The sequence below is a fragment of the Novosphingobium kaempferiae genome (assembly GCF_021227995.1).
GTDB classification, from domain to species: Bacteria; Pseudomonadota; Alphaproteobacteria; order Sphingomonadales; family Sphingomonadaceae; genus Novosphingobium; species Novosphingobium kaempferiae.
In genome coordinates this window covers 1553026-1576757 of sequence record NZ_CP089301.1, presented here as the reverse complement: position 1 = coordinate 1576757, position 23732 = coordinate 1553026, and the positions used below count along the sequence as shown (strand labels likewise).

31 protein-coding genes are annotated in these 23732 nt (G+C 65.8%); 14 read left to right on the top strand and 17 right to left on the bottom strand.

From position 1 onward, the window contains the following. Window positions 1-15 precede the first annotated feature (15 nt). The 5 genes from LO787_RS07340 to LO787_RS07320 all read left to right on the top strand — a co-directional run bounded on the left by LO787_RS07340 (window position 16) and on the right by LO787_RS07320 (window position 4550). Window positions 16-2562, top strand: a complete 2547-nt coding sequence (locus LO787_RS07340; protein WP_232495193.1) for a helicase-related protein — start codon at window positions 16-18, stop codon at window positions 2560-2562. Between the two features lie 29 nt (window positions 2563-2591). Further along, on the top strand, window positions 2592-2885 hold the full coding sequence (locus tag LO787_RS07335; RefSeq protein WP_232495192.1) for an RNA-binding S4 domain-containing protein: 294 nt from the start codon (window positions 2592-2594) through the stop codon (window positions 2883-2885). A gap of 18 nt (window positions 2886-2903) precedes the next feature. Continuing rightward, window positions 2904-3242 carry a ferredoxin FdxA gene (fdxA, locus tag LO787_RS07330; RefSeq protein WP_008830932.1) on the top strand — a complete coding sequence of 113 codons (339 nt, stop codon included), beginning with the start codon at window positions 2904-2906 and terminating at the stop codon, window positions 3240-3242. A gap of 316 nt (window positions 3243-3558) precedes the next feature. After that, entirely contained in the window at window positions 3559-4092 is a 534-nt protein-coding gene (locus tag LO787_RS07325; RefSeq protein WP_103099370.1) for a CarD family transcriptional regulator, read from the top strand. Between the two features lie 143 nt (window positions 4093-4235). Next, window positions 4236-4550 carry a hypothetical protein gene (locus tag LO787_RS07320; RefSeq protein ID WP_232495191.1) on the top strand — a complete coding sequence of 105 codons (315 nt, stop codon included), beginning with the start codon at window positions 4236-4238 and terminating at the stop codon, window positions 4548-4550. A 148-nt stretch (window positions 4551-4698) separates the two neighbouring features. Here the strand turns inward: LO787_RS07320 and LO787_RS07315 are convergent, their stop codons facing one another. The 3 genes from LO787_RS07315 to LO787_RS07305 are packed head-to-tail and all read right to left on the bottom strand — an operon-like array spanning window position 4699 to window position 6764. After that, window positions 4699-5583: a metallophosphoesterase family protein gene (locus LO787_RS07315; RefSeq protein ID WP_232495190.1), complete on the bottom strand. Its 885-nt coding sequence runs from the start codon at window positions 5581-5583 to the stop codon at window positions 4699-4701. Then, window positions 5583-6458 (bottom strand): diacylglycerol/lipid kinase family protein, encoded by an 876-nt coding sequence (locus LO787_RS07310; protein ID WP_232495189.1) that lies wholly within the window; start codon window positions 6456-6458, stop codon window positions 5583-5585. The genes LO787_RS07315 and LO787_RS07310 overlap by 1 nt, the downstream gene beginning before the upstream one ends. Window positions 6459-6494: 36 nt before the next feature. Next, the gene (locus LO787_RS07305; protein ID WP_232495188.1) at window positions 6495-6764 is read right to left on the bottom strand and encodes a hypothetical protein; all 270 of its coding nucleotides are present in this window, start codon (window positions 6762-6764) and stop codon (window positions 6495-6497) included. Window positions 6765-7026: 262 nt separating this feature from the next. On the opposite strand from LO787_RS07305, the gene LO787_RS07300 reads away from it, so the two are divergent. Beyond that, on the top strand, window positions 7027-7338 hold the full coding sequence (locus LO787_RS07300) for a UrcA family protein (RefSeq protein ID WP_232495187.1): 312 nt from the start codon (window positions 7027-7029) through the stop codon (window positions 7336-7338). A gap of 59 nt (window positions 7339-7397) precedes the next feature. On the opposite strand, the gene LO787_RS07295 is transcribed toward LO787_RS07300, so the two are convergent. The 3 genes from LO787_RS07295 to LO787_RS07285 form a co-directional block, all read right to left on the bottom strand. Continuing rightward, window positions 7398-8141 (bottom strand): LytR/AlgR family response regulator transcription factor, encoded by a 744-nt coding sequence (locus tag LO787_RS07295; protein ID WP_232495186.1) that lies wholly within the window; start codon window positions 8139-8141, stop codon window positions 7398-7400. Beyond that, window positions 8134-9438: a sensor histidine kinase gene (locus tag LO787_RS07290; protein WP_232495185.1), complete on the bottom strand. Its 1305-nt coding sequence runs from the start codon at window positions 9436-9438 to the stop codon at window positions 8134-8136. The genes LO787_RS07295 and LO787_RS07290 overlap by 8 nt, the downstream gene beginning before the upstream one ends. A 232-nt stretch (window positions 9439-9670) precedes the next feature. After that, window positions 9671-11191, bottom strand: coding sequence for a fumarate hydratase (locus LO787_RS07285; RefSeq protein ID WP_232495184.1), 1521 nt, complete (start codon window positions 11189-11191; stop codon window positions 9671-9673). 226 nt (window positions 11192-11417) lie between these two features. On the opposite strand from LO787_RS07285, the gene LO787_RS07280 reads away from it, so the two are divergent. The 5 genes from LO787_RS07280 to LO787_RS07260 are packed head-to-tail and all read left to right on the top strand — an operon-like array spanning window position 11418 to window position 14853. Continuing rightward, window positions 11418-12020 carry a protein-L-isoaspartate O-methyltransferase family protein gene (locus tag LO787_RS07280; RefSeq protein WP_232495183.1) on the top strand — a complete coding sequence of 201 codons (603 nt, stop codon included), beginning with the start codon at window positions 11418-11420 and terminating at the stop codon, window positions 12018-12020. Between the two features lie 2 nt (window positions 12021-12022). Further along, entirely contained in the window at window positions 12023-13489 is a 1467-nt protein-coding gene (locus LO787_RS07275) for a TolC family outer membrane protein (RefSeq protein WP_232495182.1), read from the top strand. Between the two features lie 44 nt (window positions 13490-13533). Further along, a complete protein-coding gene (locus LO787_RS07270; protein ID WP_232495181.1) occupies window positions 13534-13980 on the top strand; it encodes a DUF2497 domain-containing protein in 447 nt (148 codons plus the stop codon). Between the two features lie 58 nt (window positions 13981-14038). Then, a complete protein-coding gene (locus tag LO787_RS07265; protein WP_232495180.1) occupies window positions 14039-14470 on the top strand; it encodes an acyl-CoA thioesterase in 432 nt (143 codons plus the stop codon). Next, the gene (locus LO787_RS07260; protein ID WP_232495179.1) at window positions 14467-14853 is read left to right on the top strand and encodes a (2Fe-2S) ferredoxin domain-containing protein; all 387 of its coding nucleotides are present in this window, start codon (window positions 14467-14469) and stop codon (window positions 14851-14853) included. Before LO787_RS07265 ends, LO787_RS07260 begins: the two co-directional genes overlap by 4 nt. Before the next feature lie 3 nt (window positions 14854-14856). Here the strand turns inward: LO787_RS07260 and LO787_RS07255 are convergent, their stop codons facing one another. Next, entirely contained in the window at window positions 14857-15153 is a 297-nt protein-coding gene (locus tag LO787_RS07255) for a hypothetical protein (RefSeq protein ID WP_232495178.1), read from the bottom strand. Between the two features lie 142 nt (window positions 15154-15295). On the opposite strand from LO787_RS07255, the gene LO787_RS07250 reads away from it, so the two are divergent. The 3 genes from LO787_RS07250 to xth are packed head-to-tail and all read left to right on the top strand — an operon-like array spanning window position 15296 to window position 16886. After that, window positions 15296-15721 (top strand): CBS domain-containing protein, encoded by a 426-nt coding sequence (locus LO787_RS07250; RefSeq protein ID WP_232495177.1) that lies wholly within the window; start codon window positions 15296-15298, stop codon window positions 15719-15721. Between the two features lie 59 nt (window positions 15722-15780). Next, window positions 15781-16113, top strand: coding sequence for an iron-sulfur cluster insertion protein ErpA (erpA, locus tag LO787_RS07245; protein WP_232495176.1), 333 nt, complete (start codon window positions 15781-15783; stop codon window positions 16111-16113). Next, entirely contained in the window at window positions 16110-16886 is a 777-nt protein-coding gene (gene xth / locus LO787_RS07240) for an exodeoxyribonuclease III (RefSeq protein ID WP_232495175.1), read from the top strand. The genes erpA and xth overlap by 4 nt, the downstream gene beginning before the upstream one ends. Before the next feature lie 92 nt (window positions 16887-16978). Here the strand turns inward: xth and LO787_RS07235 are convergent, their stop codons facing one another. From LO787_RS07235 to LO787_RS07190, 10 genes are all read right to left on the bottom strand, one after another. Next, window positions 16979-17605, bottom strand: a complete 627-nt coding sequence (locus tag LO787_RS07235; RefSeq protein ID WP_232495174.1) for a cell wall hydrolase — start codon at window positions 17603-17605, stop codon at window positions 16979-16981. A 184-nt stretch (window positions 17606-17789) separates the two neighbouring features. Beyond that, window positions 17790-18131, bottom strand: a complete 342-nt coding sequence (locus LO787_RS07230) for a DUF1491 family protein (RefSeq protein ID WP_232495173.1) — start codon at window positions 18129-18131, stop codon at window positions 17790-17792. A gap of 4 nt (window positions 18132-18135) precedes the next feature. Next, window positions 18136-18612 (bottom strand): PaaI family thioesterase, encoded by a 477-nt coding sequence (locus LO787_RS07225; protein ID WP_232495172.1) that lies wholly within the window; start codon window positions 18610-18612, stop codon window positions 18136-18138. Further along, window positions 18602-19063: a PTS sugar transporter subunit IIA gene (locus tag LO787_RS07220; protein WP_232495171.1), complete on the bottom strand. Its 462-nt coding sequence runs from the start codon at window positions 19061-19063 to the stop codon at window positions 18602-18604. Before LO787_RS07220 ends, LO787_RS07225 begins: the two co-directional genes overlap by 11 nt. Before the next feature lie 114 nt (window positions 19064-19177). Next, a complete protein-coding gene (gene hpf / locus LO787_RS07215; protein ID WP_232495170.1) occupies window positions 19178-19750 on the bottom strand; it encodes a ribosome hibernation-promoting factor, HPF/YfiA family in 573 nt (190 codons plus the stop codon). A gap of 26 nt (window positions 19751-19776) precedes the next feature. Next, a complete protein-coding gene (gene dnaQ, locus LO787_RS07210) occupies window positions 19777-20460 on the bottom strand; it encodes a DNA polymerase III subunit epsilon (RefSeq protein ID WP_232495169.1) in 684 nt (227 codons plus the stop codon). A gap of 50 nt (window positions 20461-20510) precedes the next feature. Beyond that, window positions 20511-21098 (bottom strand): dephospho-CoA kinase, encoded by a 588-nt coding sequence (gene coaE, locus LO787_RS07205; protein WP_232495168.1) that lies wholly within the window; start codon window positions 21096-21098, stop codon window positions 20511-20513. 13 nt (window positions 21099-21111) lie between these two features. Beyond that, window positions 21112-21969: a shikimate dehydrogenase family protein gene (locus LO787_RS07200; protein ID WP_232495167.1), complete on the bottom strand. Its 858-nt coding sequence runs from the start codon at window positions 21967-21969 to the stop codon at window positions 21112-21114. Next, a complete protein-coding gene (locus tag LO787_RS07195) occupies window positions 21966-22550 on the bottom strand; it encodes a Maf family protein (RefSeq protein WP_232495166.1) in 585 nt (194 codons plus the stop codon). Before LO787_RS07195 ends, LO787_RS07200 begins: the two co-directional genes overlap by 4 nt. A gap of 15 nt (window positions 22551-22565) precedes the next feature. Further along, a complete protein-coding gene (locus LO787_RS07190; protein WP_232495165.1) occupies window positions 22566-23414 on the bottom strand; it encodes a pyruvate, water dikinase regulatory protein in 849 nt (282 codons plus the stop codon). Window positions 23415-23732: the final 318 nt, after the last annotated feature.

The window sequence follows — 23732 nt, the reverse complement described above, 5'->3', positions numbered from 1 at the left end:
ACATTCACCGGCATAATGGTTCATCACCGGAACGGCTCGGCAATCAAGGACGCTCCCGGCGCGGTGAAGGCGGTATTGGGCCCCACCAACACCGGCAAGACCCACCTCGCGATAGAGCGGCTCTGCGCCCATTCCAGCGGCATGATCGGCTTCCCGCTGCGGCTGCTGGCGCGCGAGGTCTACGACCGCGTGGTCAAGATCAAGGGCGAGGGCAGCGTCGCCCTCATCACCGGCGAGGAGCGGATCGAGCCGAAGAACGCGCGCTACCTGCTCTGCACGGCGGAGGCGATGCCGGTCAGCGAGCGCTCGATGGCCTTCGTCGCCATCGACGAGGCGCAGCTTGCGGCGGACCGGGAGCGCGGCCACGTCTTCACCGACCGCCTGCTGCACGCGAGGGGAAGGGAGGAGACGATGATCCTCGGTTCCTCCACCGTCGAACCGCTGGTGCGCGCGCTGGTACCGCAAGCCGAGATCGTCACCCGCCCGCGCTTCTCCACGTTGACGCATGCGGGCGCTAAGAAGCTCAGCCGGGTGCCGCCCAGAAGCGCGATCGTCGCCTTCTCGGCCGAGCAGGTCTACGCCATCGCCGAGATGCTGCGCCGTTTCCGGGGCGGGGCGGCGGTGGTGATGGGTGCGCTTTCGCCCCAGACCCGCAACGCGCAGGTCGCGCTCTACCAGTCGGGCGAGGTGGACTACCTCGTCGCCACCGACGCCATCGGCATGGGCCTCAACCTTGATGTCGAGCATGTCGCCTTCGCCGGGCTCTCGAAGTACGACGGCCGCCGCCATCGCCGCCTGACGCCTTCGGAGATGGCGCAGATCGCGGGCAGGGCGGGGCGCCACCAGAAGGACGGCAGCTTCGGCACGCTCACGGGCTCCGGCGGCCACGATTCCGAGTTCGAGGCGGATGAAATCTACGCGATCGAGGAGCACCGCTTCGCTCCGTTGACCAAGCTGTTCTGGCGCGAACCGGAACCGCGCTTCGACAGCCTCGGCATCCTGATCGCAGATCTGGAAACGCCGCCGATGCGCCCCGAACTCGCCCCCGCACCCGAGGCCATCGACCTTGCCGTGCTCAAGCGCCTGGCGGACGACGGCGATGTGGCCGACACCGTGCGCGGCTTCGGACAGGTCCGCCGGTTCTGGGATGTCTGCCGCCTGCCCGACTTCCGCCAGCAGGGGGTGGAGACGCATTCCCGCTTCGTCGCGCGGCTGTGGCAGGACTTGCGGCATGGCGAACTCGGCGCCGATTTCGTCGCCGCGCAGATCGCCCAGCTCGACCGCACCGGCGGTGACATCGACACGCTGCAGGGCCGCATCGCCGCGATCCGTTCCTGGGCCTACATCGCCCAGCGTCCCGATTGGGTACTCGCCCGCGACGAAATGGCCGCCCGCGCCCGTGCGGTTGAGGCTCGACTTTCGGACGCGCTTCACGGAAAGCTGACGGAACGATTCATCAACCGCAGGACTGCCGTTCTGATGAAGAAACTGGGACCGGATGCCGGACTGCTCTCAGTACGGCTTGAGGATGAGGAAGTGCTGGTCGAAGGCGAGCACATCGGCTCGCTGCGCGGCTTCACGTTCCAGGTCGATCCGGGCGCGCGCCTGTCCGACCGCAAGCTGCTGCTGGCGGCAGCGGAAAAGCACCTCGCCGGCCTGCTTGCCCGGCGCGCCGACGCGCTGGTGGAAGGCATCCACGACGGCAGTGCCCAGATCGCGCTGACCGATGGCGCGCTCGTCTGGGACGGCCAGAAGATCGCCACGCTGGCGCAAGGCCGCTCGCTGCTGGCGCCCGTGCTGGTGCCTGACCGTGCGCTCGACGCGGTTCCCGACGGTTCTCGCAAGGCGCTGGTAGCCGCGCTGGAGGCGTGGCTGGACACTGCGCTCAAGCCGCTCGCCCCGCTTGCCAAGCTGGACGAGGCGAGCCGCGCGACCGACGCCGGGCCTGACCTGCGCGCGCTGCTCATCACCCTCGTCGAACGCGGCGGCATGTCCGCGCGCGAAGGAATGGGGCTCGACCGGCTCGACAAGGCCCGGCGGGCGATGTTGACCCGGCTCGGGGTGAGGGTGGGGACGCTCGACCTGTTCGTGCCCGCCATGCTGCGCACGCCGGTCATCGCACTTTGGCGCCAGCTTGCGAAAGTCGCGGGCAAGAAGGACGGCGGCGTGCCCGATCCCGCGATGCCGCCGGTCCTGCCAGCCGGAAACCACCGTCCGCCACCCGGCTACCGCGGTCTCGGCAAGCAGTTGCTGCGCCTCGACATGGCAGAAAAGCTGCTGCGCGAGGCGCATGAAGCGAGGGGGACTGACAAACGCGGCAGCTTCGCGCTCGATCCGGCGCGGGCGGTGTCGATGGGGCTGACGACCTCCGGTTACGCGCGGTTGCTGCGGCTCGGCGGGTTCCAGCCCGTGATGCCGCGCGCGCTCGTGGAAGGACAGCACGGCCCGCCCGCACCGGTGCGCTGGCGCTGGCGTCCGCCCCGGCGACAGGCCGAGCCCGAGCGCGCGGCTCCGGTCAGGCGCGACGGAGCGTTCGCCGCGCTGGCCGACATGGTTCGATAACGGCGTGATGGTTTGACACGGGAGGCGCGATGAGGGTCGATAAGCTGCTGTGGTTCCTGCGCCTCGCGCGGACCCGTCCCGTCGCTCAGGAGATGGCCGAGGAAGGCCACATGCGCCTCAACGGCCGCCGCATCGACCGCGCCCACCAGAAGATCGCCGTGGGTGATGTACTTACGGTTCCGATAGCTGGCGGTGTGCGGGTGATAGAAGTCCTATCCTTGCCCGAGCGGCGCGGACCCTATAGCGAGGCATCAAGCTGTTACAGGGTGCTTGACGGCAGGCCTGTCCATCCCATAGCTGCGCCCGAATCGAATGACGCCTGAAGGAAGGATACCGCACTCATGACGTATGTCGTCACCGACGCCTGCATCAGGTGCAAGTACACGGACTGCGTGGAAGTCTGCCCCGTGGACTGCTTCTACGAAGGCGAGAACATGCTGGTCATCAACCCCAGCGAGTGCATCGACTGCGGCGTGTGCGAGCCCGAGTGCCCGGCCGAGGCGATCCTGCCCGACACCGAGAGCGGCCTTGAGCAGTGGATGGAGATCAACGCCAAGTACTCGGCGGAATGGCCCAACCTCACCACCCGCAAGGATGCGCCGGACGACGCCGATGCCATGAAGGGCGAGGAAGGCAAGTTCGAGAAATACTTCTCGCCGGAACCCGGCGAAGGCGACTGAATCAGCGCGGCGGGCAGAGTGCTCGCCATCTGATCCGCAGATTTGCGTGGTTTGCGCTTTGCGCAACCCAACCATGAGGCGCGAAACGGAAACGTTTTCGCGCCTCTGGATTTTTTTGCGTATTGCTGCTATATAATCGTTCAACTGCCCGGGCCTTCTGCCCGTTCGGCAGGCATTTTCAATGCGAGGCAGGGTTCGAAAGCAAACGGTTGGGAGAGTGATCTGACCGGGCGCGGAGGCGATTCGTCTCCATGTCGCACCCCCGGCCACTCCCGATTCGTGCACAACGGGAACCCTGCAGGTGAAAGGACGATACATGGCAACCAGGATCGATGCCTTCGATGTTGGAGATTACGTCGTTTACCCGAAGCACGGTGTTGGTCGGGTGATTGAACTGCAAAAGCAGGAAATCGCCGGGATGCAGCTCGAACTTTATGTGCTGCGGTTTGAAAAAGAGCGCATGACCCTGCGCGTTCCGGTGAACAAGGTCGAATCGATCGGCATGCGCAAGCTGTCTTCGGACAAGACGCTGCGTGAAGCCCTCGATACCCTGAAGGGCAAGCCCAAGGTGAAGCGTACCATGTGGTCGCGCCGTGCCCAGGAATACGAAGCCAAGATCAACTCGGGCGATCTCGTCTCGATCGCGGAAGTGACGCGCGACCTCTTCCGCGCTGACGACCAGCCCGAGCAGAGCTATTCGGAGCGCCAGATCTTCGAAGCGGCGTCCTCGCGCCTGGCCCGCGAACTCGCGGCCATGGAAAAGACCGACGAGCCGGCAGCGCTCAAGAAGATCCTCGCGATCCTCAACGAGCATGCTCCGAAGTACTACGATACCGCTGAAACCGCGTAACCCACGCGCGTTCCACGTGAAACCATGAGGCCGCTTCCGCAAGGAAGCGGCCTTTTGCGTTGTGGTGCAGGCTGGCAGGTATTTGCGGCGAAACGGGTGCAACGTTCATTGCGCCGTCATCGCCTGCGTGTGAGGGTGCTGGCATGAACCGCGCATCCGCCCTTGCTCTGGCCCTCATCGCCATTCCCATGCTTTCCGGCTGTGTCCGGACGGTGGCCAGCGTCGTCACCGCGCCCGTGCGCGTGGCGGGCAAGGCGGTCGACTGGACGACGACCAGCCAGTCCGAAGCCGACGAGAAGCGCGGCCGCGAAGCCCGCAAGCGCGACGAGCAACTCGGCAAGCTCGACCGCCGGTATCAGAAGAACATGCGCGAGTGCGAAAAGGGCTCGGACGAAGCCTGCGACCGCGCGCGGGCCGACTACGGCCAGATCCAGGAACTGCGCGGCCGGGGCTACTGAGCCAATCCTTCGTCATTGCGAGCGCAGCGAAGCAATCCAGCGATGGCCCACTCGGCTCTGGATTGCTTCGCTGCGCTCGCAATGACGAAGGATGGAGCTAAACCCGCTCAGGCAGAGCCTGTCGAAGCCCCCTCGGTAGCCCGCAACCTCAATGCACCGGCGGATCGACCGGGGGCACATTGCCGACCGGCGCAACCGGCTCGCCGGGCTCGCGCGGGGGCAGGGCGTTCTCGGGCACCTCGTCGATCTGCATCGCCGGAGTGGGCACCTTCTCCAGATTGCGCGCAGTCACGACGATCCGGTCGCCGTCGATCACGATCTCGTTGAAGCTCGGCGGGGTCGAGCGGATGCGCTTCGACAGCGTACCCGCGCCGATCATCCGCAACGGGCCCGCCGGCGTGTCGGCGGTCAGATCGAAGGGGTCGTGCACATGGCCTGACAGCACGCCCATGACCTTGCGTCCAGCCAGCACCTCCATCGTGCGCGTGCCGTTGATCGTCAACAGCTTACCGTCCGCGCGGCGCTCGGTCAGCGGGTGGTGGCAGGCGACGAGAACGCGCGTGCCCTCGGGCAGTTCGTCGATCGCCGCCAGCGTCTGCTTCAGCGCATGATCCGTCACCCAGCCGTTGGACCAGGGGAAACGCTGGTACTGCGCGCGCGTCGTGGTGCGCAGCGGCACGATGGCGAGGTTGGGCAGGTCGAGCCGCGTCTCCACCATCCGCTCGATCGCCTTGAACCTTTTATAAGGGTCGAAGAAGCGCTGGTAGAGGTTGAAGTAGGGGATGTCGTGGTTGCCCACCTCGACCGTCACCGGCACGTCGAGCGCGATGATCCATTCGCAGGCTGCCTGGAATTCAGGGTGGCGCGCGCGCATCGTCAGGTCGCCGGTGATGGCGACGGCGTGGGGCTGCTCGCGGCGGATGCACTCGACCGCCCATTCCAGCGCGCGGGTGTCCTCCAGCCCGAAATGGATGTCGCTCAGGTGGAACAGCCGCAGCGGACCATTGTACATCGAGGCCGTCCTGCCGTGCATTATCCGTCGAACTCCTTCGTCGTCACCAGCGCCACCTCGCAGGGGCCCAGTTCGAATTCTTCCTCGGCCGCGCCGTCGAACGGCTCGCCGTCGATCAGCAGGCCCATCGGCTCGCCCGTCGGGCAGACCAGCCGCAGCTTCGGATGACGGCCCATTTCATCGTGCGGGCCGTCGCGGAAGTTGCGGTTGAGCAGGGCGATGCCTTGCCCTGCATAGTCCGCCAGCGATTCGGCATAATAGCCGTTCGCCCGCAGGCCGTCGTCCTTGGGAACGATCGTGATCGCCGCATAGCCTTCCTCGCGCGCGCCGTCGACCTCGATGCCGTCGACCTTGACCTTCGGACCACTGGCCGACTGCGCGATGGCTTCCTTGGTCGAGGCGATGAAGTCGATCACGTTCATCGCCCGCATCGCCTCGCGCACTTCGTTCCAGACGGTGCCCGGCCCGGCGAGCGCCCCGGTAAGGCCGATGCCGTGGCGCGAGCGGATCACATTGGGCCGCACCGTGCGCACCGGCGCCGTGCCGAGCCGCGCAACGATCTCCGGGGCAGGGACATCGCCATGCATCCGCTTCGCCAGCAGGTTCATCGTCCCGCCGGGCAGCACCAGCACCGCGCCGTCCCAGCCGCTTGCCTTCATCACCACCGAATGCGTCGTCCCGTCGCCGCCGAATACGGTCAGGACATCGACGCCTGCCACATCGAGATCGGCAGGGGAGGGGGCCGGATCGTCCGGGAAGCGCAGGACGCGGTCGAGGTCCAGCCCTGCAGTCTCGAAGGCCGCGATCAGTTCCTCGACTGCCGCGTCGTTGTTGCTGCCGCTGGCCGCGTTGCAGACGAGCCAGACTTTCGATGATGTACCGGTTTCAGGTGCCATGCGCCCAGAAGCCCCCGAACCGCCGCGAGGTTCCCGTCAGACGCGCCCGCTGAAGATCAGCCAGGCCGAGACGCCGTTGAGCCCGGTATAAAGCGCATAGAGCAGGGCCCAGCCCTCCGATCCCGCCACGACCATGATCATCGCGCCCAGCAGCATCACGAACTCGACGATCAGGCTCAGCCTGCCGCCCAGCGCCTGAAAGAACCATGGCACCTGCAGGAGCATGGGGTGGTTGCTGTCCAGCATCGCCCGATGCGCGGCGAAATTGAGGATTCCAAAGCAGAAGACGAGGATCAGCGGCAGCATTCGCGATCAGTCTACCTTGCGAATCCGACTCGCGCCACTGCCGGACGCACGATTCGAACACCGTTTGCCGTGCAAGCGCATCATCCTGCATGTCGTTCGTCGACTACAGATGTCGTTGGTCCGCCGGACTCCACGTTGGTCGGACGGCTTCGGCGGAAAATCGACCTCCGCGTGATCCGGATCAGCCTCTCGGGCACATCACACTCATCGAGCCGGACGGAACACTTCTTCCCCAAGGCTCAGACCCTGAGGAGGAAAGATCATGTTCAAGACCAACGCCATCGTCGCCGCCGCTCTCTGCACCGCCGCCCTGTTCTCGGCCCCCACCGCTTTCGCCAGCACCGTCGAAGTCCAGTACAAGGATCTCGATCTGGCGACGACCGAAGGTCAGGCCGCCCTCGACAGCCGCATCGACCGCGCCGCCAAGAAGGTATGCCGCGCCGAGCGCCCCGCCACCGGCACGCACCTGACCGGCGCCGTCGACCAGCAGTGCTATCGCCAGGCCCTGAAGGACGTGCGCCAGCATGTCGCCGCTGCGGTGGCCAAGGCTGACGACAACCGGCTCGGCGGCTGAGCCAATCCCCATCCATCCAGGTCCCAAAAGAGAAAAGACCCGGAAAAAGACTGGTGGGCCTAACGGCCCGCCATTTTTTTTACCGCCGGAAGATACGTCCGGCCGATCCGCAACGCCTCGCCATCGGCGGTCTCCGCCGACCAGACGCCCAGCCCTTCATGCCGCAGGCCCGCGACATGGCTGCGCCGCAGGATGCAGCTGCGGTGGATGCGGATGAAGCTCTCGGGGTCGAGCCGCTCCTCCAGGCTGGTGATGGTCTGGAGCAGCAGGTAGCTCTGCGAGCCGACATGCAGGCGCACATAGTCCCGCTCCGCATCGATCCGCTGCACGTCGCTGGCCGGCACCCGCACAAGTTCGGAGCGGTGCGGCACCCAGAACTCATCGAGCCACTGGCTGGCGGGCGGCTGCGACCGTTCCCCGCGACGCGAGACGACGCGCGTGACCGCACGTTGCAGGCGGTCGGGTGCCACGGGCTTCAGCACGTAGTCCACCGCATCGAGGTCGAACGCCTCGACCGCGAATTCGTCATGCGCGGTCACGAAGATCACCGCAGGCGCATTCGCCTGCCCGCCGAGATTGCGCGCGACAGTAAGCCCGTCCGTCTCCGGCATCGTCAGGTCGAGCAGCACCAGATCGGGCGACAGCGCGTCGATCAGGCGCAGCGCCGCCTGCCCATCACTGGCGGTGCCGATCACCGAGATCCCCTCGATCCGCGAACAGATCACCTGCATGCGCTCGACGGCCAGCGGCTCGTCGTCGACGATCAGGGTGCGCAGCGGCGCACCACCTTCGGCATCATGCATTCCCGGCCTCCAGCGGCATGCGCAGGATCGTCGCGAAGCCGCCGTCGGATCGCTTGCCGTAAGTGATGGTCGCCGCATCGCCGTAGCGGGCGCGCAGGCGGTCGCAGACGTTGTTCAGGCCGATGCCGATACCGTCCGCCTTCTTCTGTCCTTCGCCAAGGACGCCGGGGCCGTCGTCGTGGACGGCGATGACGAGCTGGCCGCCTTCGCGCCGCGCCTCAATGGCGATCGTCACCGGCCGCTGCGTGGCGGCCACGGCGTACTTCACGGAATTCTCGACGAGCGGTTGCAGGATCATGCCTGGAACTTTCGCATCCATTACGGCGTCGTCAATATCGATATGCGTCAGCAATCGATTGGGGAAGCGAACCGCCTCGATCGCGAAGTAGAGCCGCTGCAATTCGATCTCGTCAACCAGCGACAGGTCGTTGGTCGGATCACCCGACAACGTGCGGCGGTAGAAGGTGGACAGCGTCTGGATCATCTCCTCCGCATCGTCCTGCCGCCCGACCATCACCAGCGCCGAAAGCGAGTTCAAGGTATTGAACAGGAAGTGCGGATTGACCTGATAGCGCAGCGAGCGCAGCTCCGCCGCCTCCGCCGCGCGCCGGTATTCGCCCTCGCGCCGTTCGGCGGCCCGCGCCTCCTCGGCCTTGGCGAGCGCGAAGTAGAGCGCCGCCCACGCGAGGACGAGGAAGTAGCGCCCGAACGCGGTATCCGCGATCCCGGCCCAGTGGCCGAGGCTCTTGCCGAGCGCGGTCCCGGTATTGATCGTGATCGCCGACGAACTGCTATCCTCGGTCGATTCTTCGCTCGGAACCGTCGGAATCTCCGGCGCCTCGGTCGAACCCGGCACGGGCGGCGCGGGGATCGGCGGCAGCTTCGGCAGATCGACAAGGATGTTGCCCGCCTCGTCGCGGGATATGCGCACGTTGCCCGCCTTCGCTTGCGCCGCCTCGTCCTCGGAGCCGTAGGGGGCGATCTCGATGTCGGCGAAGATCACGTCGTTGACGATGCTCAGCGCCAGCGACAGCGGAAGCGCGCCGATCAGAACGATGCCGAGCCGCATCCCGCCCGACTTGCGCTCCAGCAGTTGCAGCAGCGGCCAGACCGCCGCCATCAGCAGCATGGAGACGATGCAGATCGTCAGACGGCGCGATAGGATCGGCCAGGCCAGCTCGAAGCCCATGACCACGCCGCGCAGGCTCGCGACGATGAAATAGCAGGCCCAGAGGGCCGCGAGCGACAGGAGGACGAGCCGCGCGGGAACGCGGGGATGAAGATCGGCGTCGGACATTACTGCCCGGTCTAGCGCGAAAACGGTTCGTCGCACCAGCGCATCGGTCGGACGGGGAGTGCCGTTGGTCGAAGTGCGGAAAGTTGGAACTTCAAATCACCGCATCGTCATTGCTAGCGCAGCGAAGCAATCCACATTGGCCCTTGCCCGCTGGATTGCTTCGCTGCGCTAGCAATGACGATAAACGGGTGCCTAGCGGTCCCGGTCTGGCACCGGGACCGCCAAAAGCAGATCACGCCAGCAGGTGTTCCTCGGCGATCTTCGTCTTCCACACCGGCGGGGCCAGCGTGTGGACGTTGTTGCCTTCACTGTCGACGGCCACGGTCACCGGCATGTCCTGCACGGTGAACTCGTAGATCGCCTCCATGCCGAGATCCTCGAAGCCGACGACCTTGGCTTCCTTGATCGCGCGGGCGACGAGGTAGGCCGCGCCGCCGACCGCCATGAGGTAGGCCGACTTGTGCTTGGCGATGGATGCGGTCGCCGCCGGGCCCCGCTCGGACTTGCCGATGCTGGCGAGGAGGCCGAGGTCGAGCATGGTGTCGGAGAACTTGTCCATGCGCGTCGCGGTGGTCGGGCCGGCCGGGCCGACGACTTCCTCACGCACCGGATCGACCGGGCCGACGTAGTAGATCACGCGGCCCTTGAAATCGACGGGCAGCTCCTCGCCCTTCGCCAGCATGTCGGCGATGCGCTTGTGCGCGGCGTCGCGGCCGGTGAGCATCTTGCCGTTGAGCAGCAGGCGGTCGCCCTGCTTCCAGCTCTGCACGTCTTCGGCAGTCAGCGTGTCGAGATCGACCTTCTTGGCTTCCTTGCTGGGCTTCCACTCGACCTGCGGCCATTCGTCGAGCTTGGGCGCCTCGAGGAAGCTCGGCCCGGAGCCGTCCAGCGTGAAGTGCGCGTGGCGGGTGGCGGCGCAGTTCGGGATCATCGCGACGGGCTTGCCCGCGGCGTGGCACGGCCAGTCAAGGATCTTGACGTCGAGGATGGTGGCGAGGCCGCCGAGGCCCTGCGCGCCGATGCCGAGCGCATTGACCTTGTCGAAGATCTCGATGCGCAGCGCCTCGATGTCGTTCTGCGGGCCGCGCTGCTTGAGCTGGGCCATGTCGATCGGCTCCATCAGGCTCTGCTTGGCGAGCTTGACGCAGTGCTCGGCGGTGCCGCCGATGCCGATGCCGAGCATGCCCGGCGGGCACCAGCCGGCGCCCATCTGCGGCAGCATCTCGACCACCCAATCGACGATGGAATCGCTGGGATTCATCATCTTGAACTTGGACTTGTTCTCCGAGCCGCCGCCCTTGGCTGCGACGTCGACCGAGATCTTCGAGCCCGGGACCATCTCCACCGACAGCACGCAGGGGGTGTTGTCCTTGGTGTTGCGGCGGGTGAAGGCGGGATCGGCCAGCACCGAGGCGCGCAGCTTGTTCTCGGGGTGGTTGTAGGCGCGGCGCACGCCGTCATCGACCACTTCCTGCAGGGACCGGTCGGACTCGAGGCGGCAGTTCTGGCCCCACTCGATGAAGACGTTGACGATGCCGGTGTCCTGGCAGATCGGACGGTGACCCTCGGCGCACATGCGGCTGTTGGTCAGGATCTGCGCGATCGCGTCCTTCGCCGCCGGGCCCTGCTCGGCGTCATAGGCATCGCCCAGTGCGCGGATGTAGTCCATCGGGTGGTAGTAGCTGATGTACTGCAATGCGTCGGCGACGGACTCGATCAAGTCCTCTTCGCGGATGGTCACCATTTCTGTCATGGAATCGGCTCCGGTCTTTTGGCCCGTTGTGGCGGATTATGTCGGATTTGCGCCGTCCCATAAGCCGCATGGGGGTGATCGTCAAAGTGCTTGATCGGATCGACGGGCGTCGTCGCATAGGGCTTGGCCTGAACGGCGCGTTCGCATAGAAGCGCCGCATCAGTGCCGTCTTCGCGATTGCAGCGGATTGCCGCATCTTTCGCGAGCGAGTGAGGGAATTACACGAATGACCTTGACCGAAGACCGGTCCGCGTCCGCCAACTTCGCTGACGCCCGTCGCGCCATGATCTCCAGCCAGCTGCGCACCAGCGGCGTCAACGAGCCTTGGGTGCTCGAGGCGATGGCGAGTGTTCCACGTGAAAACTTCGTCCCCGCCGACCTGCGCGACGCCGCCTATATCGACCGCGCGGTTGCGCTGGGCGAGGGCCGCTTCCTTGCCGCGCCGCTGGTCCAGGGCAAGATGCTGTCCGAAGCCGTGCCGACCGCGACCGACAAGGTGCTGCTCGTCGGCGACGGCGAAGGCTATCTCGCCGCGCTGCTGCGCCCGCTGTCCGGCTCGCTCGACGCCGTGGCTCCGGCCGAAGCCGCCAATGCAGGTGAGGGCGGTTACACCCTCATCGTCGTCGACGGCGCGATCGAAGTCCTGCCCGAACCGCTCGGCGCGCGTCTTGCCGAAGGCGGCCGCATCGTCACCGGTCTCGTCGAGCGTGGCGTGACCCGTCTCGCCGCCGGCACGAAGACCGCGGGCACCGTCTCGCTGCTGCCGCTGGCAGAGATCGGGATTCCGGTTCTCCCCGAATTCGCCGCTCCCAAACGCTGGAGCTTCTGAGCATGGCCCGGTTCGCTAAGCGTGCCGGGCTGCTCGCGGGGGGATGTCTGATTTTGGCAGCCGGCGCGCCAGCGCAGGCCGATACCCTGCGCGATGCACTTGTCGCGGCATACCAGTCCAACCCCACGCTCGAAGCGGCACGCGCACAGCAGCGCGCCACCGACGAGGGCGTGCCGATCGCCAAGGCGGCGGGACGGCCCACCGCCAGCGTCAGCGGCACCTACACCGAGTATCTCAAGCAGAGCGAGAACTCGTTCAACGCGCCCTCTCGCGTGTTCAGCGGCGGTGCCGACCTCGGCGTGCCGATCTATTCGGGCGGCGGCGTCAAGAACCGCATCAAGGCTGCGAAGATCCGTGTCGAGGCAGGCCAGGCCGACCTGCGCGCCACCGAGGCTTCGGTGTTCTCGCAGACCGTCGCCGCCTACATGGACGTGATCCGCACTGAAGCGATCGTCGGGCTGAACCGCAAGAACGTCGGCGTGCTGAAGACGAACCTCGACGCGACCAGCGACCGCTTCGAGATCGGCAACCTCACGCGCACCGACGTCGCGCAGTCGCAGTCGCGCCTTGCCGTGGCGCAGAGCGATCTGCTGACCGCCGAGGCCAACCTCGCCGCCGCGCGCGAGACATACATCCGCCTCATCGGCCGTGCGCCGGGCGCCCTCGAAGCACCGCCGCCGCTGCCGAACCTGCCCGCCAACGCCGACGCCGCGACCGAGATGGCGCTTGACACCAATCCCGACCTCATCGCCGCGCGCGAACGCACGAAGGCGGCGGAGAAGGACATCGACGTCGCCGGTGCGAGCCGCCTGCCGACGGTGCGCCTGTTCGGGCAGGGCAGCTACAACAACTACTTCAACACGCTGGCGCGCGGCGTGCCCAGTTCGGGCGTGTCGCAGCACGATTCCGCCGCACAGGCCGGGGCGCAGCTTTCGATCCCCATCTTTCAGGGCGGTCTTCCCGCCGCGCAGCGCCGGCAAGCCCAGGCGACCGCCTCGGCCTCGCTTGAGCAGGAGATCGCGACCGAGCGCGACGTGATTGCGCAGGTCCGTTCGGCCTTCACGTCGTACACCGCCTCGAACGACCTGATCCGTTCGTCGCAGGTGGCGGTGGACGCAGCCGCGCTCAGCCTCGAAGGCGTGCGGGCGGAGAACTCGGTCGGTCGCCGCACGGTGCTCGACATCCTCGACGCCGAGCGCGAACTGCTGAACGCGCAAGTCACGCTGGTGACGGCACGGCGCAACGCCTACGTCGCCGGGTTCACGCTGCTGGCCGCGATGGGCAAGGCCGAAGCGCGCGACCTCAACCTCGACGGCGGCACGCTCTACGACCCCGAGGTCAACTACGAGCGCGTGAACGACAAGTTCCTCGACTGGGGTGACGACGACGATGCGCCCGTCGCCCGCTCGACGCGCACCGTTGACACGCCCGTGCAGGACGGCAACATTCCCGCTTCGCAGCAGCCCTGATCCCGTTTAGGGAGAACGGCTTGCGACAACAGGGGTCGGTTGAGATGCGTCAGAACGGTGAACCTTCGGTGGAGGAGATCCTCCAGTCGATCAAGCAGGTCATCGCGCGCGACAGCCGCCTGGAAACCCGCACCAGCCGCACCGAGCGCCTGATGCGCGAGCCTGAGCCGATCTACGACGACGAGGATGAGGACGATATCCTCGAACTTCAGGAAACGGCACAGATTCCCGCGGCTCCCGAAGCCGAGGACGAACCGCTCCTGCACAATCAGGCCCACGATTCGATGCGCGAGTCGCTGGCGGCGCTCGCGATGCTCTCCGAACCCGGCGCGCAGCCGCAGATCGTCCGCTCGGGCGAGACCTCGCTTGAGGCGCTGACCCGCGAACTACTGCGCCCGGCACTCGCCGAATGGCTGGACAAGAACCTGCCGCCAATGGTCGAGCGCCTCGTCGCCGCCGAGATCGCGCGCATCGTCGGCAAGAAGGGCTGACGCACTATCGCGCAAGCGGGCTGGACCTGAGGCTGCCCGCTTCCTACCTTCGGGACTTATGCCAAAGCCCGATCCCGCGCTGCTCGACGCCGCACGCTATCCGTTCTCCTGCCGCATCGAGCCCCGTTTCGGCGACCTCGACGTCAACATGCACATCAACAATGTCGCGATGGCCGGATTCCTAGAGGATGGTCGCGTGCGATTCCACCGCCAGAGCGGTTACCGTGAGGGGCTGGTCGGCCTGTCATCGATGATCGCCAGCGTCGCGATCGAGTACCTCGGCGAAGGGCACTATCCCGATGCGTTGACGGTGCATTGCGCGATGGAGGACATCGGGCGCACCAGCCACCGCCTCGTCCAGCTGGTGACGCAGGATGACCGTCTCGTCGCCTTCGCCCGCTCGACCATGGTGACGGTCGGCAAGGACGGCCCCGCACCGCTGCCCTCCGTGTTTGCCGACCGGGCAAGGGAATGGAGCCTTCGTTCATGAGCCACGGACACGACATCAGGAAGGCCCAGGCCGCCTTCGCCAAGACCGGCAGCGACGCCATCGAGCGCCATATCTTCATCTGCGCCGAACCGCAGAAGGGCGAATGCTGCTCCCCCGAAAAGGGGCAGGCGGCATGGAAGTACCTCAAGAAGCGCCTGAAGCAGCTCGGGCTGGATGGGCCGAAGACCGCCGAGGGCGGCGGCGTCGCCCGAACCAAGGCAGACTGCCTGCGCATCTGCCATGGCGGACCGATCGCGGTCGTCTGGCCCGATGGCGTCTGGTATCACTCCTGCACCGAGGACGTGCTGGAGCGCGTGATCCAGGAACACCTGATCGGCGGTCAGCCGGTGGAGGATTATCGCCTCCACGCACCGCGCGACTGACGCCTATTTGTAAGGATTGTCCTCTTCGAGCGGATCGACGATCGACTCGTCGTGACCGGTCCCGCTCGACAGGAAGGCGAGCCCCATCAGCGCCGAGGCCAGCAGCATGGTGAACCCGATTCCCAGCGCCGTCGCGATGTAGAAGTGGATCGAGACCATCCCGTTCGAACGGTAGAGCAGGATGATCGAACCGATCACCAGCCCCACCGTCACCGTCATCATCCAGCGCATGATCCGCAGGTATCGCGCCCATGCGTGCGCCGCCTTCTGCGGATCGTCGAGGGGGGAGGGCGGTATCATCGCGCCTATCTGGGCCCGATGGCATCGCGCCGCAAGCATTGCGTGACTAGATGCGTGACGGAGCGGCAATCCCTGTGATACATTTCGCGTCGGGGGCAAGCTGCGGGAACAGAGGCTCCGTCTACAACAGGGAGAGCTGACGATGACCATTGGTCGCATTATCGAAGGCCGCGCCGACGTCATTACCTGCGACGTCGCCATGTCCGTGCGTGACGCCACGGGAATCCTCGCCGAAAAGCGCATCGGCGCCGTGCCCGTGATGGAGAACGGCGAGATCGCCGGGATCTTTTCCGAACGTGACGTGATCTACAAGCTGCGCGAGATCGGCGCCGCCGTGCTCGACATGCCGCTCGGCCACATCATGACCGCGCTGCCGGTGACGATCGAGCCGGAAACCTCGGTCATGGCCGCACTGTCGCTGATGACCCGCCGCCGCATCCGGCACCTGCCGGTGGTCAAGGACGGGCGCATGGTCGGGTTCGTGTCGATCGGCGATCTGGTGAAGTACCGGATCGACAAGATCGAGAACGAGGCCGCCGCGATGCGGGACTATATCCAGACGGCGTGAGGCCGGCTTCGAAGGGCGCGGAACTTGCCGCAGCCCTTCGTCGCGCCTACATCGGGCGCATGGACCAGAAGACCGTCACACTCAGCCCCTCGGCCGCGGCGCGCGTCGCCGCGATCGCGACCAAGCAGGGCAAGCCCGCCATTCTCCGGCTCGCCGTCGAAGGCGGCGGCTGCTCGGGCTTCCAGTACAGGTTCGGCCTTGCCGACGCACCCGAGGCAGATGACAGCATCGCCGAGACCGATGGGGTGAAGCTCGTCGTCGACTCGATGAGCCTCGATCTCGTTCAGGGCTGCGTCGTCGATTTCGTCGAGTCCCTCGGCGGCGCGGCGTTCCGGGTGGAGAACCCGAACGCGGCGGCAGGCTGCGGCTGCGGGTCCAGCTTCTCGGTATGAGAATCTCGACCTTCAACATCAACGGCGTGAAGGCGCGCCTGCCCCGTCTGCTCGAATGGCTTGAGGAAACCCGCCCCGCCGTCGCCTGCCTGCAGGAGATCAAGACGCAGGACGAAGGCTTCCCGATCGCCGAGTTCGAGAAGCTGGGCTACAAGGGCATCTGGCACGGCCAGAAGGGTTTCAACGGCGTCGCCATCCTTGCGGACGGCGAAATGCCGGTCGAAGTCCAGCGCGGGCTGGATGGAGAGCCCGAGGACGAGCATTCGCGCTATCTGGAGGCACAGGTCTTCGGTGTGCGCGTCGTGTGCATCTACCTGCCCAACGGCAACCCGGTGCCCGGCCCCAAGTTCGACTACAAGCTGCGCTGGATGGAACGCCTGCGCCGCCGCATGGACGCGATCAAGGCCGAGGAAGTGCCCGCAATCATCACTGGCGACTACAACGTCATCCCCACCGACCGCGATGTCTGGGCGCCGCCCGCAATGGCCGCCGATGCGCTCATGCAACCGGAATCGCGCGACGCCTACTTCCGTCTGCTCGGCGACGGCTGGACCGACGCGCTCGCCACGCACAATCCGCGCGGCGGGGTGTGGACGTACTGGGATTATCAGGCGGGCGCCTGGCAGCGGGACCACGGGTTCCGCATCGACCACTCGCTGCTCTCGCCCGAGCTGGCCGACCGTCTGGTCGCCTGCGGGGTCGACAAGGCCCATCGTGGGCGTGAGAAGGCCAGCGACCATGCGCCCGTCTGGGTGGAACTGAGGGCGGCTTAAGGCCTACTTAGAGCGGGCATAACGAAACGACCCGGGACAGTCAGTCTGTCCCGGGTCGTTTCGTTTCCGGCTGACCTAAATCAGCGCCAGGTTCAGCGGTAGAAGATGTGGTTGTCCACCTGCGCCAGCTTGGTCAGCTTGCGCCACTTGGGCGAGACCCGCTTGGCGTGGAAGAACAGCGCACCCTTGGCCTTGCTTTTCCAGACGCCGTCTTCGGCGATCTGGGCGATGGCGACGGCTTCCTGCCACCCGGCCGAATTCTCGCGCACCGCAGGCATCGAGCGGCCACGGATGAACGAGAACTGCGAGGGCTGGTAGACCACGCCGCAGTAGCTGGTCGGGAAGCGGCCGGACTTGGTACGGTTGACGATCACCCGGCCCACGGCGAGCTGACCTTCCAGCGATTCACCGCGTGCTTCGAAGTAGATCGCGCCGGCAAGGCAGCGCATGTCGCGCGACATCGCGTCCGGCGTCTCCTGCTGGGACACCAGTTCCTGAAGAGTATCCGCGTCGGGGGCTTCGACTTCCTCTGCCTCGGTATCGGCGGCGGGAAGCGCCTGCACGACGGGCTGGGAAACGAACTGCGGTATGGGCTTCGTTTCGGCGAGGATCGGAATGAGATCCGATGCCGCCGCGCCCGAACCCGGGGCGCCTAGAAGAGCGGTGAGAACCGTCGCGGCCAGCGCAAACGCGCTCGCCCACTCAACTTTCGTTCGCATTCAATCTTGGTCAAAGGCGGTGAACCGGTCCGACACAGGCTGGAACGGAAAGCCACTTTGTGGCGTTCAATGTCCGTTGAGCCTGCCGACGATTCCCCGTCTGCGTGCTAGCAGGGCTGCCGAAGTGCCGCCCACGCCGCTTTCGCGTCTGTGGAAGAGGCCTTTAGGCCGTGCGCCGGGCAAGTCAACCCGCGCCCGGTTCCACCCCGATGAAGCGTTCGGCGTCTGCGGCGTCAAGCTCGACGATCCACACGTCGGGATCCTGATGCCTGCGCCGGTCGACATAGTCCTGAAATTCGAACGGATCTTCAGGATCCTGAGTCCTGGCGCAGCGCCAGCGCCGGGTGCCGTCGAGTTCGGGCATCCGCTCGTAGAGCCGCAGCCCCGAACCGTTGTGAGAGAGAACCGCAAGGATCGTCCCGGCGTCGTGCTCGCCCTTGGCCAGCACCGTTGCGAAGCCGCCTTCGGCATTCACGCGCCGAATCAACGCGGAAACTTCCAGATGGGCGGGAAGGCGAGCTTCCATGCCCTCAGCCTTGCGGGATCGCGTAGCCCGGGAGGCTGGAGAGCGCGATGCGCGAGCGCATGAAGGTGCCGGTGCCGCGCCCGCACTCGTCACCGTCCTCGTCGGTCAGCCAGGATTCGGCCACCAGCACGCGGCGACGGCCGCTGACCCAGCGCCCTTCGGCGATGATGCGGCCACCCTTGATCGGCTTGCTGAGGTGCATGTTGAACGAGGTCGTCAGCAGGAAGCGGTCGGTGACGTGGGTGTTGGCGGCGTAGAACGCGGCGTCGTCCAGCATCTTGAAATAGATCGTTCCATGCGCCGCACCCGCCGCATGGAAGCAGTCCGGCTCGACGAGAAACGTGATGCGCGAACGCCCGTCTCCCAGGATCTCCAGGTTCGAGCGGAACATGTGGTTGATCGGCGCCGAGGCGTAGAGCCCTTCCAATGCGCGCCAGTGCAGCCCGGCTCCCGCCGGGCCGGTCTCGTCTTCAGGCGGCATCGCGGTCGATGACGTTGCTCAGCAGGCTGTAAAGCGCCTCGGTGCCGGGAGCGGCGAGCAAAGCCTCGTGCATGCGCTCGTCACGCATCATGCGCGAGATCGCGGCGAGAGCGTGGAGGTGCGTCGCACCCGCGCCCTCGGGCGAGAGCAGGCCGAACACGAGATCCACCGGCATGCCATCTGCGGATTCGAACTCGACGGGGGAGGCGAGGCGCATGAACACCGCGACCGGTCGGGTCAGCCCCGCCATGCGCGCGTGGGGAATCGCGATCCGTCGCCCGAACCCGGTGCTGCCGAGCCGCTCGCGCTCGGTGATGCGCGCCAGCACGGCCTGATGGTCGAGACCATAGACCGCAGCAAACCGGCCCGCGAGCCGGTCGAGGATGATGTCCTTGCTGTCCGCATCGACCGTGATGACGGCCTCGGGCAGCAGCGAAAAGAGCCCACTCATTGTGTTTCTGATACTAGACCGGTTTCCGTTGGTTGCATGCCCCCAAACCCCCGGCGGAAAAACCGGGGGTTCTCTCTTCCTCTCGTAGCGATCAGAAGTGGTGCGCGAAATGCGTCAGTGCGGTTCGACCCAGCCGATCGACCCGTCACCGCGGCGGTAGACCATATTATGACGCCCGGTGCCAGCATTTTTGAAAAGCAGCGCCGTAGTATTGCGCAAGTCGAGCATCATGACGGCGTCGGAAACGGTCGCTTCCGGCACATCGACGCGCGTTTCGGCGATGACGACGGGAGCGTCGGTCTCGTAATCGTCCTCGTCGTTGTCGGCGACGGGCTCTTCGAAGATCGTATACGCTGCGTCTTCAGCCGCATTGGCGAAGGCGGTCTGTTCGGAACGATCCTTGAGGCGACGCTTGTAGCGGCGCAGCTGCTTGTCGATCTTTTCGGCAGCCTGGTCGCAGGCGATGTGCGCGTCCTGTGCCATGCCGCTGCCCTTGAGCACGAGGTTCTGCATCACGTGCATGATGATGTCGCACTTGAACGCCCCCGCCGGCGCTCGACCGAAAGTGACGTGAGACGACAGCGCCCGGTTGAAATACTTCTCGATGATCGCCGTGAGCTTGTCGTTCGCGTGGACCTGAAGGGCCTCGCCGGTTTCGACCTGGTGACCAGAGACGCGGATATCCATGGGCGTTTCTCCTTAGTACTTAGAGTTCAGGCACCCCAGAGCGGGGTATCGACCGACTTGAGAAACTCTGCATGCGCAACAAGTTCCTCTTCGGTAGCCGCGTGGGGACGCGGCTGACGGAAGATACGGTCCTTCTTGGCGAGAACCTTGATTTCCGTCACGATCTCAGTGATTTCGGCAGAAAGTTCGAGGCCGATCTGACGGCCCCCGCGCAGCTCGACATAGACTTGCGCGAGCAGCTCGGAGTCGAGCAGCGCGCCGTGCTTGGTGCGGTGGCTGCGGTCGATCCCGTAGCGTGAGCAGAGCGCGTCGAGCGACAGCTTGGCGCCCGGATGGCGCACCTTGGCGAGCGCCACGGTATCGACCATGCGGCTCATGCTGACCGGCGGCAGGCTGCACAGCGCCAGTTCGGCATTGATGAAGTTGAAGTCGAAGTTCGCGTTGTGCGCCACCATCGGGCTGTCCTCGATGAAGTCGAGGAAGTCCTGCGCACAGGCGGAGAACAGCGGCTTGTCGGCGAGGAACGCGTCGGACAGGCCGTGCACCGCCTCGGCCTCGGCGGGCATCGAGCGCTGCGGGTTGAAATAGGCGTGATAGGTGCGACCGGTCATCACCCGGTTGACCATCTCGATGCATCCGATTTCCACCATGCGATCCCCGTTTTTCGGGTCGAAGCCGGTCGTTTCGGTGTCGAAGATGATCTCTCTCATCCCTCTCCATATCTGCCTGTGTGCACCCATGTGCAAGGGGCAGGAGAGGATTATTCGGCTCGCCTCAGCGCCCGCACGATACCGGCCACCTGTTCGCGGGTCGCATCGAGCGACGTGCCGGTATCGATGACATGGTCGGCCCGCGCGCGTTTCTCGGCGTCGGGAACCTGAAGTGACAGAATCTGCTCGAATTTCTCGACCGTCATGCCGGGCCGGGCGAGCACGCGGCGGCGCTGTTCATCGGCCGGAGCGGAGACCACGGCGACCGCGTCCAGCCCCTCGTGGCCGCCCTTTTCATAGAGCAGCGGGATGTCGAAAACGACCAGCGGCGCTTGCCTATTATACTTAAGAAATTCGGCCCGCATCGCCGCGACGGCGGGGTGGACGAGTCGTTCCAGAGTCGCGAGCTTGTCCCGGTCTCCGAAGACCGCTGCGCCGAGTCTCGGGCGGTCGACGCCGTTTGGCCCGGTGGTGCCCGGAAAGGCCGCCTCGATCTGCGGCAGGAGCGCGCCATTCGGGCCCTGCAGTTCATGCACCGCCGCATCGGCATCGAACACCGGCACGCCGAGATCGCGCAGCATCGCCGCGACGGTCGACTTGCCCATACCGATCGATCCGGTGAGGCCCAGGATTTTCATCAGGGTATCTTTGTCATTTCAGAATCAGCTCGCGCAATGCCGCATCCCTGTTGCGCGGCGGGTGGGTGCCGAAGAAATGCGCGAAGGCGAGGTCGGCCTGGCCGATCAGCATGGAGAGGCCGTCGATGGTCTCGAATCCGACCCCGCGCGCGTCCTGCAGGAACTGCGTGTCGAGCGGGCTGGTGACGATGTCGTAGACCACGCTGCGCGGCGGGGCATGGCTGAAGTCGAAGGCGAGGGGGGGCTGCCCCGTCATCCCGAGCGGGCTGGCGTTGACGATGAGGTCGAAGCAGTGCTCGCGATCGTCGAAGGCGAAATCGGTCGCATCGGCGAAGTGATCGAGCCCGATGGCATGGTGCTCGCCGTCCGGCGCCAGTTCGTCGAGCATGGCGCGCGCCTTGCCCGGATCGCGCCCCGCCAGCACGATGACGAAGTGCTCCTGCGCCAGCGCGGCCACGATCGCTCGCGCCGCACCGCCGGTGCCGAGCACGCGGGCCATCCGGAACAGGTGGGTCTTCGCCAGTTCGTCGCGCACCGGCTCGAGGAACCCCGGTGCGTCCGTGTTGTACCCGGTCAGTGTGCCGTCGGTGCCTCTCACGACCGTGTTCACGGCACCGATCCGCTCCGCCAGAGGATCGAGCCGGTCCAGCAGTGGCAGGATCGCCAGCTTGTGCGGCATCGTGACATTGCAGCCGCGCCAGTCGGAATCGGCCCGCCGTTTCGCGAGGTAGTCGACCAGTTCCTCCAGCCTGACGAGGCAGTGGTCGTAGCGCCCCTCCAGCCCGAGTTCACGAAGCCAGAAATTGTGGATCGCGGGTGACTTGGACTGCGCGATGGGATCGCCGATCACTTCGGCATACGGGGTGCTCATCGCGCAAGAACTCCCAGATTGCGAAGCGCCGCCTGCACCTTGAGCAACGGCATGCCGAGGATGGTGAAGTAGTCGCCATCGATGGATTCGAACAGCTGCACCCCGCGCGCCTCGATGCGGAACACGCCGACGCAGCCGGCCACCGCGGGCCATTCCGCGTCGAGGTATTCGGCGATGAAGGCCTCGGACAATTCGGCGACGCGCAGTTCGGCGACGGCGGGCTCGGCCCAGAGCACCTCGCCATCACGGACAAGCGCGGCGGCGCTGTGCAGTTCCATCACCTTGCCTGAGAAGAAGCGCAGGTGCTCGGCGGCGTTCTCACGGCTCGTCGGCTTGTCGAAGCGGCGACCGCCGCAGGACACAAGAGAGTCGCTGCCGAGGACGATCTCGCCCGGTGTTTCACGTGAAACATTTCCCGCCTTAGCCACGGCCAGCGCCAATGCGATCTCCGCCGGAACGGCATCGCCAAGCGCCGCTTCGAGCACACGTTCATCGACATGCGCGGGCTGGGCCCGGAAGGAAATGCTCGCAGCTTCGAGCATGGCGCGGCGCGAACCGCTCTGGGATGCGAGGACGATCATCTCTGCCTTCGATTATCAGATGGGCTTCGGGCCGACCGGTCCGGTCTGACCGGCAGCCTTGCGTTCGTTGTAGAGGTTGATGACCGCCGCGGCGGTCTCTTCGATCGAGCGGCGCGTGACGTCGATCACCGGCCAGGAATTGTCCGCGAACATGCGCCGCGCATATTTCAGCTCGCTCTCCACCTTGTCGCTGGCGACGTAATCGGTGTCGGGCGACTGGCTGAGCGAAAGCAGGCGGTTCCGGCGGATCTGGATCAGCCGGTCGGGCGCGGTCGTCAGGCCGACGACTAGCGGCCGCTTGAGCCCATAGAGCAACGGCGGCGGTGGGCTTTCCACGACGATCGGGATATTCGCAACCTTGTACCCGCGATTGGCGAGATAGATCGAGGTCGGTGTCTTGCTGGTGCGCGACACCCCGGCCAGAACGATGTCCGCCTCCTCCCACTCTTCCCACAGGACGCCGTCGTCATGCGCGATCGTGAACTGGATCGCATCGACGCGCGCGAAATAGGCATCGTCGAGCCGGTGCTGGCGCCCGGGACGGCCCTTGGCCTCCTGCCCGAGCAGCGCTTCGAGCGCGTCGGTCACACCATCGAGCACCGCGATCGCGGGCAGGCCGAGCTGCTGGCACTTTTCTTCAAGCCGCCCGCGCGTCTCCTCGTTGACGAGGGTGAAGAACACCAGGCCTGGGTTCGAGGCGATCTCGCCCATGATGCGGTCGAGGTGCTGCTGCGAGCGGACCATCGGCCAGAAATGGCGCAGCACATCGCCATCGTCGTCGAACTGCGCGAGCGCCGCCTTGGCGATCATCTCCAGCGTCTCGCCGGTGGAATCTGACAGGAGGTGCAGGTGAAAACGCGCCATGGACGGCTGCTGGCTCCATTGTGGATATGTGGCGGCATAAACCACGGGAGAGTCCCGGTGACAACTCGGCAGGCGGTTTTCCTGCCCGCTATGGGGATTCAACGAGTCAGGTTCTGGACAGGGCGACCGACTCTTCCCACACCCTGTGGACAAGGTGGACAACCTTTCGTTGACTCAACCTCGTCCAAGAGTCGCATGTGACTCTTCATCCTGTTCATCCGGGTACAAATCGGGCAAGGCGCGCCAATCCCCGATATCCACAGGGCCAACAGACTCCATCATCCTTCTATAAAAATTCTATTTTTTGTTGGGACGTGA

Coding starts and splice junctions, on each gene's coding strand:
- hpf (WP_232495170.1), bottom strand. CDS start 19,750: ATGGATATCCGCGTCTCTGGTCACCAGGTCGAAACCGGCGAGGCCCTT.
- xth (WP_232495175.1), top strand. CDS start 16,110: ATGAGAATCTCGACCTTCAACATCAACGGCGTGAAGGCGCGCCTGCCC.
- LO787_RS07270 (WP_232495181.1), top strand. CDS start 13,534: ATGCGTCAGAACGGTGAACCTTCGGTGGAGGAGATCCTCCAGTCGATC.
- LO787_RS07340 (WP_232495193.1), top strand. CDS start 16: ATGGTTCATCACCGGAACGGCTCGGCAATCAAGGACGCTCCCGGCGCG.
- LO787_RS07280 (WP_232495183.1), top strand. CDS start 11,418: ATGACCTTGACCGAAGACCGGTCCGCGTCCGCCAACTTCGCTGACGCC.
- LO787_RS07220 (WP_232495171.1), bottom strand. CDS start 19,063: ATGAGTGGGCTCTTTTCGCTGCTGCCCGAGGCCGTCATCACGGTCGAT.
- LO787_RS07275 (WP_232495182.1), top strand. CDS start 12,023: ATGGCCCGGTTCGCTAAGCGTGCCGGGCTGCTCGCGGGGGGATGTCTG.
- LO787_RS07305 (WP_232495188.1), bottom strand. CDS start 6,764: ATGCTGCCGCTGATCCTCGTCTTCTGCTTTGGAATCCTCAATTTCGCC.
- erpA (WP_232495176.1), top strand. CDS start 15,781: ATGGACCAGAAGACCGTCACACTCAGCCCCTCGGCCGCGGCGCGCGTC.
- LO787_RS07260 (WP_232495179.1), top strand. CDS start 14,467: ATGAGCCACGGACACGACATCAGGAAGGCCCAGGCCGCCTTCGCCAAG.
- LO787_RS07200 (WP_232495167.1), bottom strand. CDS start 21,969: ATGAGCACCCCGTATGCCGAAGTGATCGGCGATCCCATCGCGCAGTCC.
- LO787_RS07190 (WP_232495165.1), bottom strand. CDS start 23,414: ATGGCGCGTTTTCACCTGCACCTCCTGTCAGATTCCACCGGCGAGACG.
- LO787_RS07285 (WP_232495184.1), bottom strand. CDS start 11,191: ATGACAGAAATGGTGACCATCCGCGAAGAGGACTTGATCGAGTCCGTC.
- fdxA (WP_008830932.1), top strand. CDS start 2,904: ATGACGTATGTCGTCACCGACGCCTGCATCAGGTGCAAGTACACGGAC.
- LO787_RS07235 (WP_232495174.1), bottom strand. CDS start 17,605: ATGCGAACGAAAGTTGAGTGGGCGAGCGCGTTTGCGCTGGCCGCGACG.
- LO787_RS07310 (WP_232495189.1), bottom strand. CDS start 6,458: ATGGCACCTGAAACCGGTACATCATCGAAAGTCTGGCTCGTCTGCAAC.
- LO787_RS07265 (WP_232495180.1), top strand. CDS start 14,039: ATGCCAAAGCCCGATCCCGCGCTGCTCGACGCCGCACGCTATCCGTTC.
- LO787_RS07315 (WP_232495190.1), bottom strand. CDS start 5,583: ATGCACGGCAGGACGGCCTCGATGTACAATGGTCCGCTGCGGCTGTTC.
- LO787_RS07320 (WP_232495191.1), top strand. CDS start 4,236: ATGAACCGCGCATCCGCCCTTGCTCTGGCCCTCATCGCCATTCCCATG.
- LO787_RS07290 (WP_232495185.1), bottom strand. CDS start 9,438: ATGTCCGACGCCGATCTTCATCCCCGCGTTCCCGCGCGGCTCGTCCTC.
- LO787_RS07300 (WP_232495187.1), top strand. CDS start 7,027: ATGTTCAAGACCAACGCCATCGTCGCCGCCGCTCTCTGCACCGCCGCC.
- coaE (WP_232495168.1), bottom strand. CDS start 21,098: ATGAAAATCCTGGGCCTCACCGGATCGATCGGTATGGGCAAGTCGACC.
- LO787_RS07225 (WP_232495172.1), bottom strand. CDS start 18,612: ATGCCGCCTGAAGACGAGACCGGCCCGGCGGGAGCCGGGCTGCACTGG.
- LO787_RS07295 (WP_232495186.1), bottom strand. CDS start 8,141: ATGCATGATGCCGAAGGTGGTGCGCCGCTGCGCACCCTGATCGTCGAC.
- LO787_RS07195 (WP_232495166.1), bottom strand. CDS start 22,550: ATGATCGTCCTCGCATCCCAGAGCGGTTCGCGCCGCGCCATGCTCGAA.
- dnaQ (WP_232495169.1), bottom strand. CDS start 20,460: ATGAGAGAGATCATCTTCGACACCGAAACGACCGGCTTCGACCCGAAA.
- LO787_RS07250 (WP_232495177.1), top strand. CDS start 15,296: ATGACCATTGGTCGCATTATCGAAGGCCGCGCCGACGTCATTACCTGC.
- LO787_RS07335 (WP_232495192.1), top strand. CDS start 2,592: ATGAGGGTCGATAAGCTGCTGTGGTTCCTGCGCCTCGCGCGGACCCGT.
- LO787_RS07255 (WP_232495178.1), bottom strand. CDS start 15,153: ATGATACCGCCCTCCCCCCTCGACGATCCGCAGAAGGCGGCGCACGCA.
- LO787_RS07230 (WP_232495173.1), bottom strand. CDS start 18,131: ATGGAAGCTCGCCTTCCCGCCCATCTGGAAGTTTCCGCGTTGATTCGG.
- LO787_RS07325 (WP_103099370.1), top strand. CDS start 3,559: ATGGCAACCAGGATCGATGCCTTCGATGTTGGAGATTACGTCGTTTAC.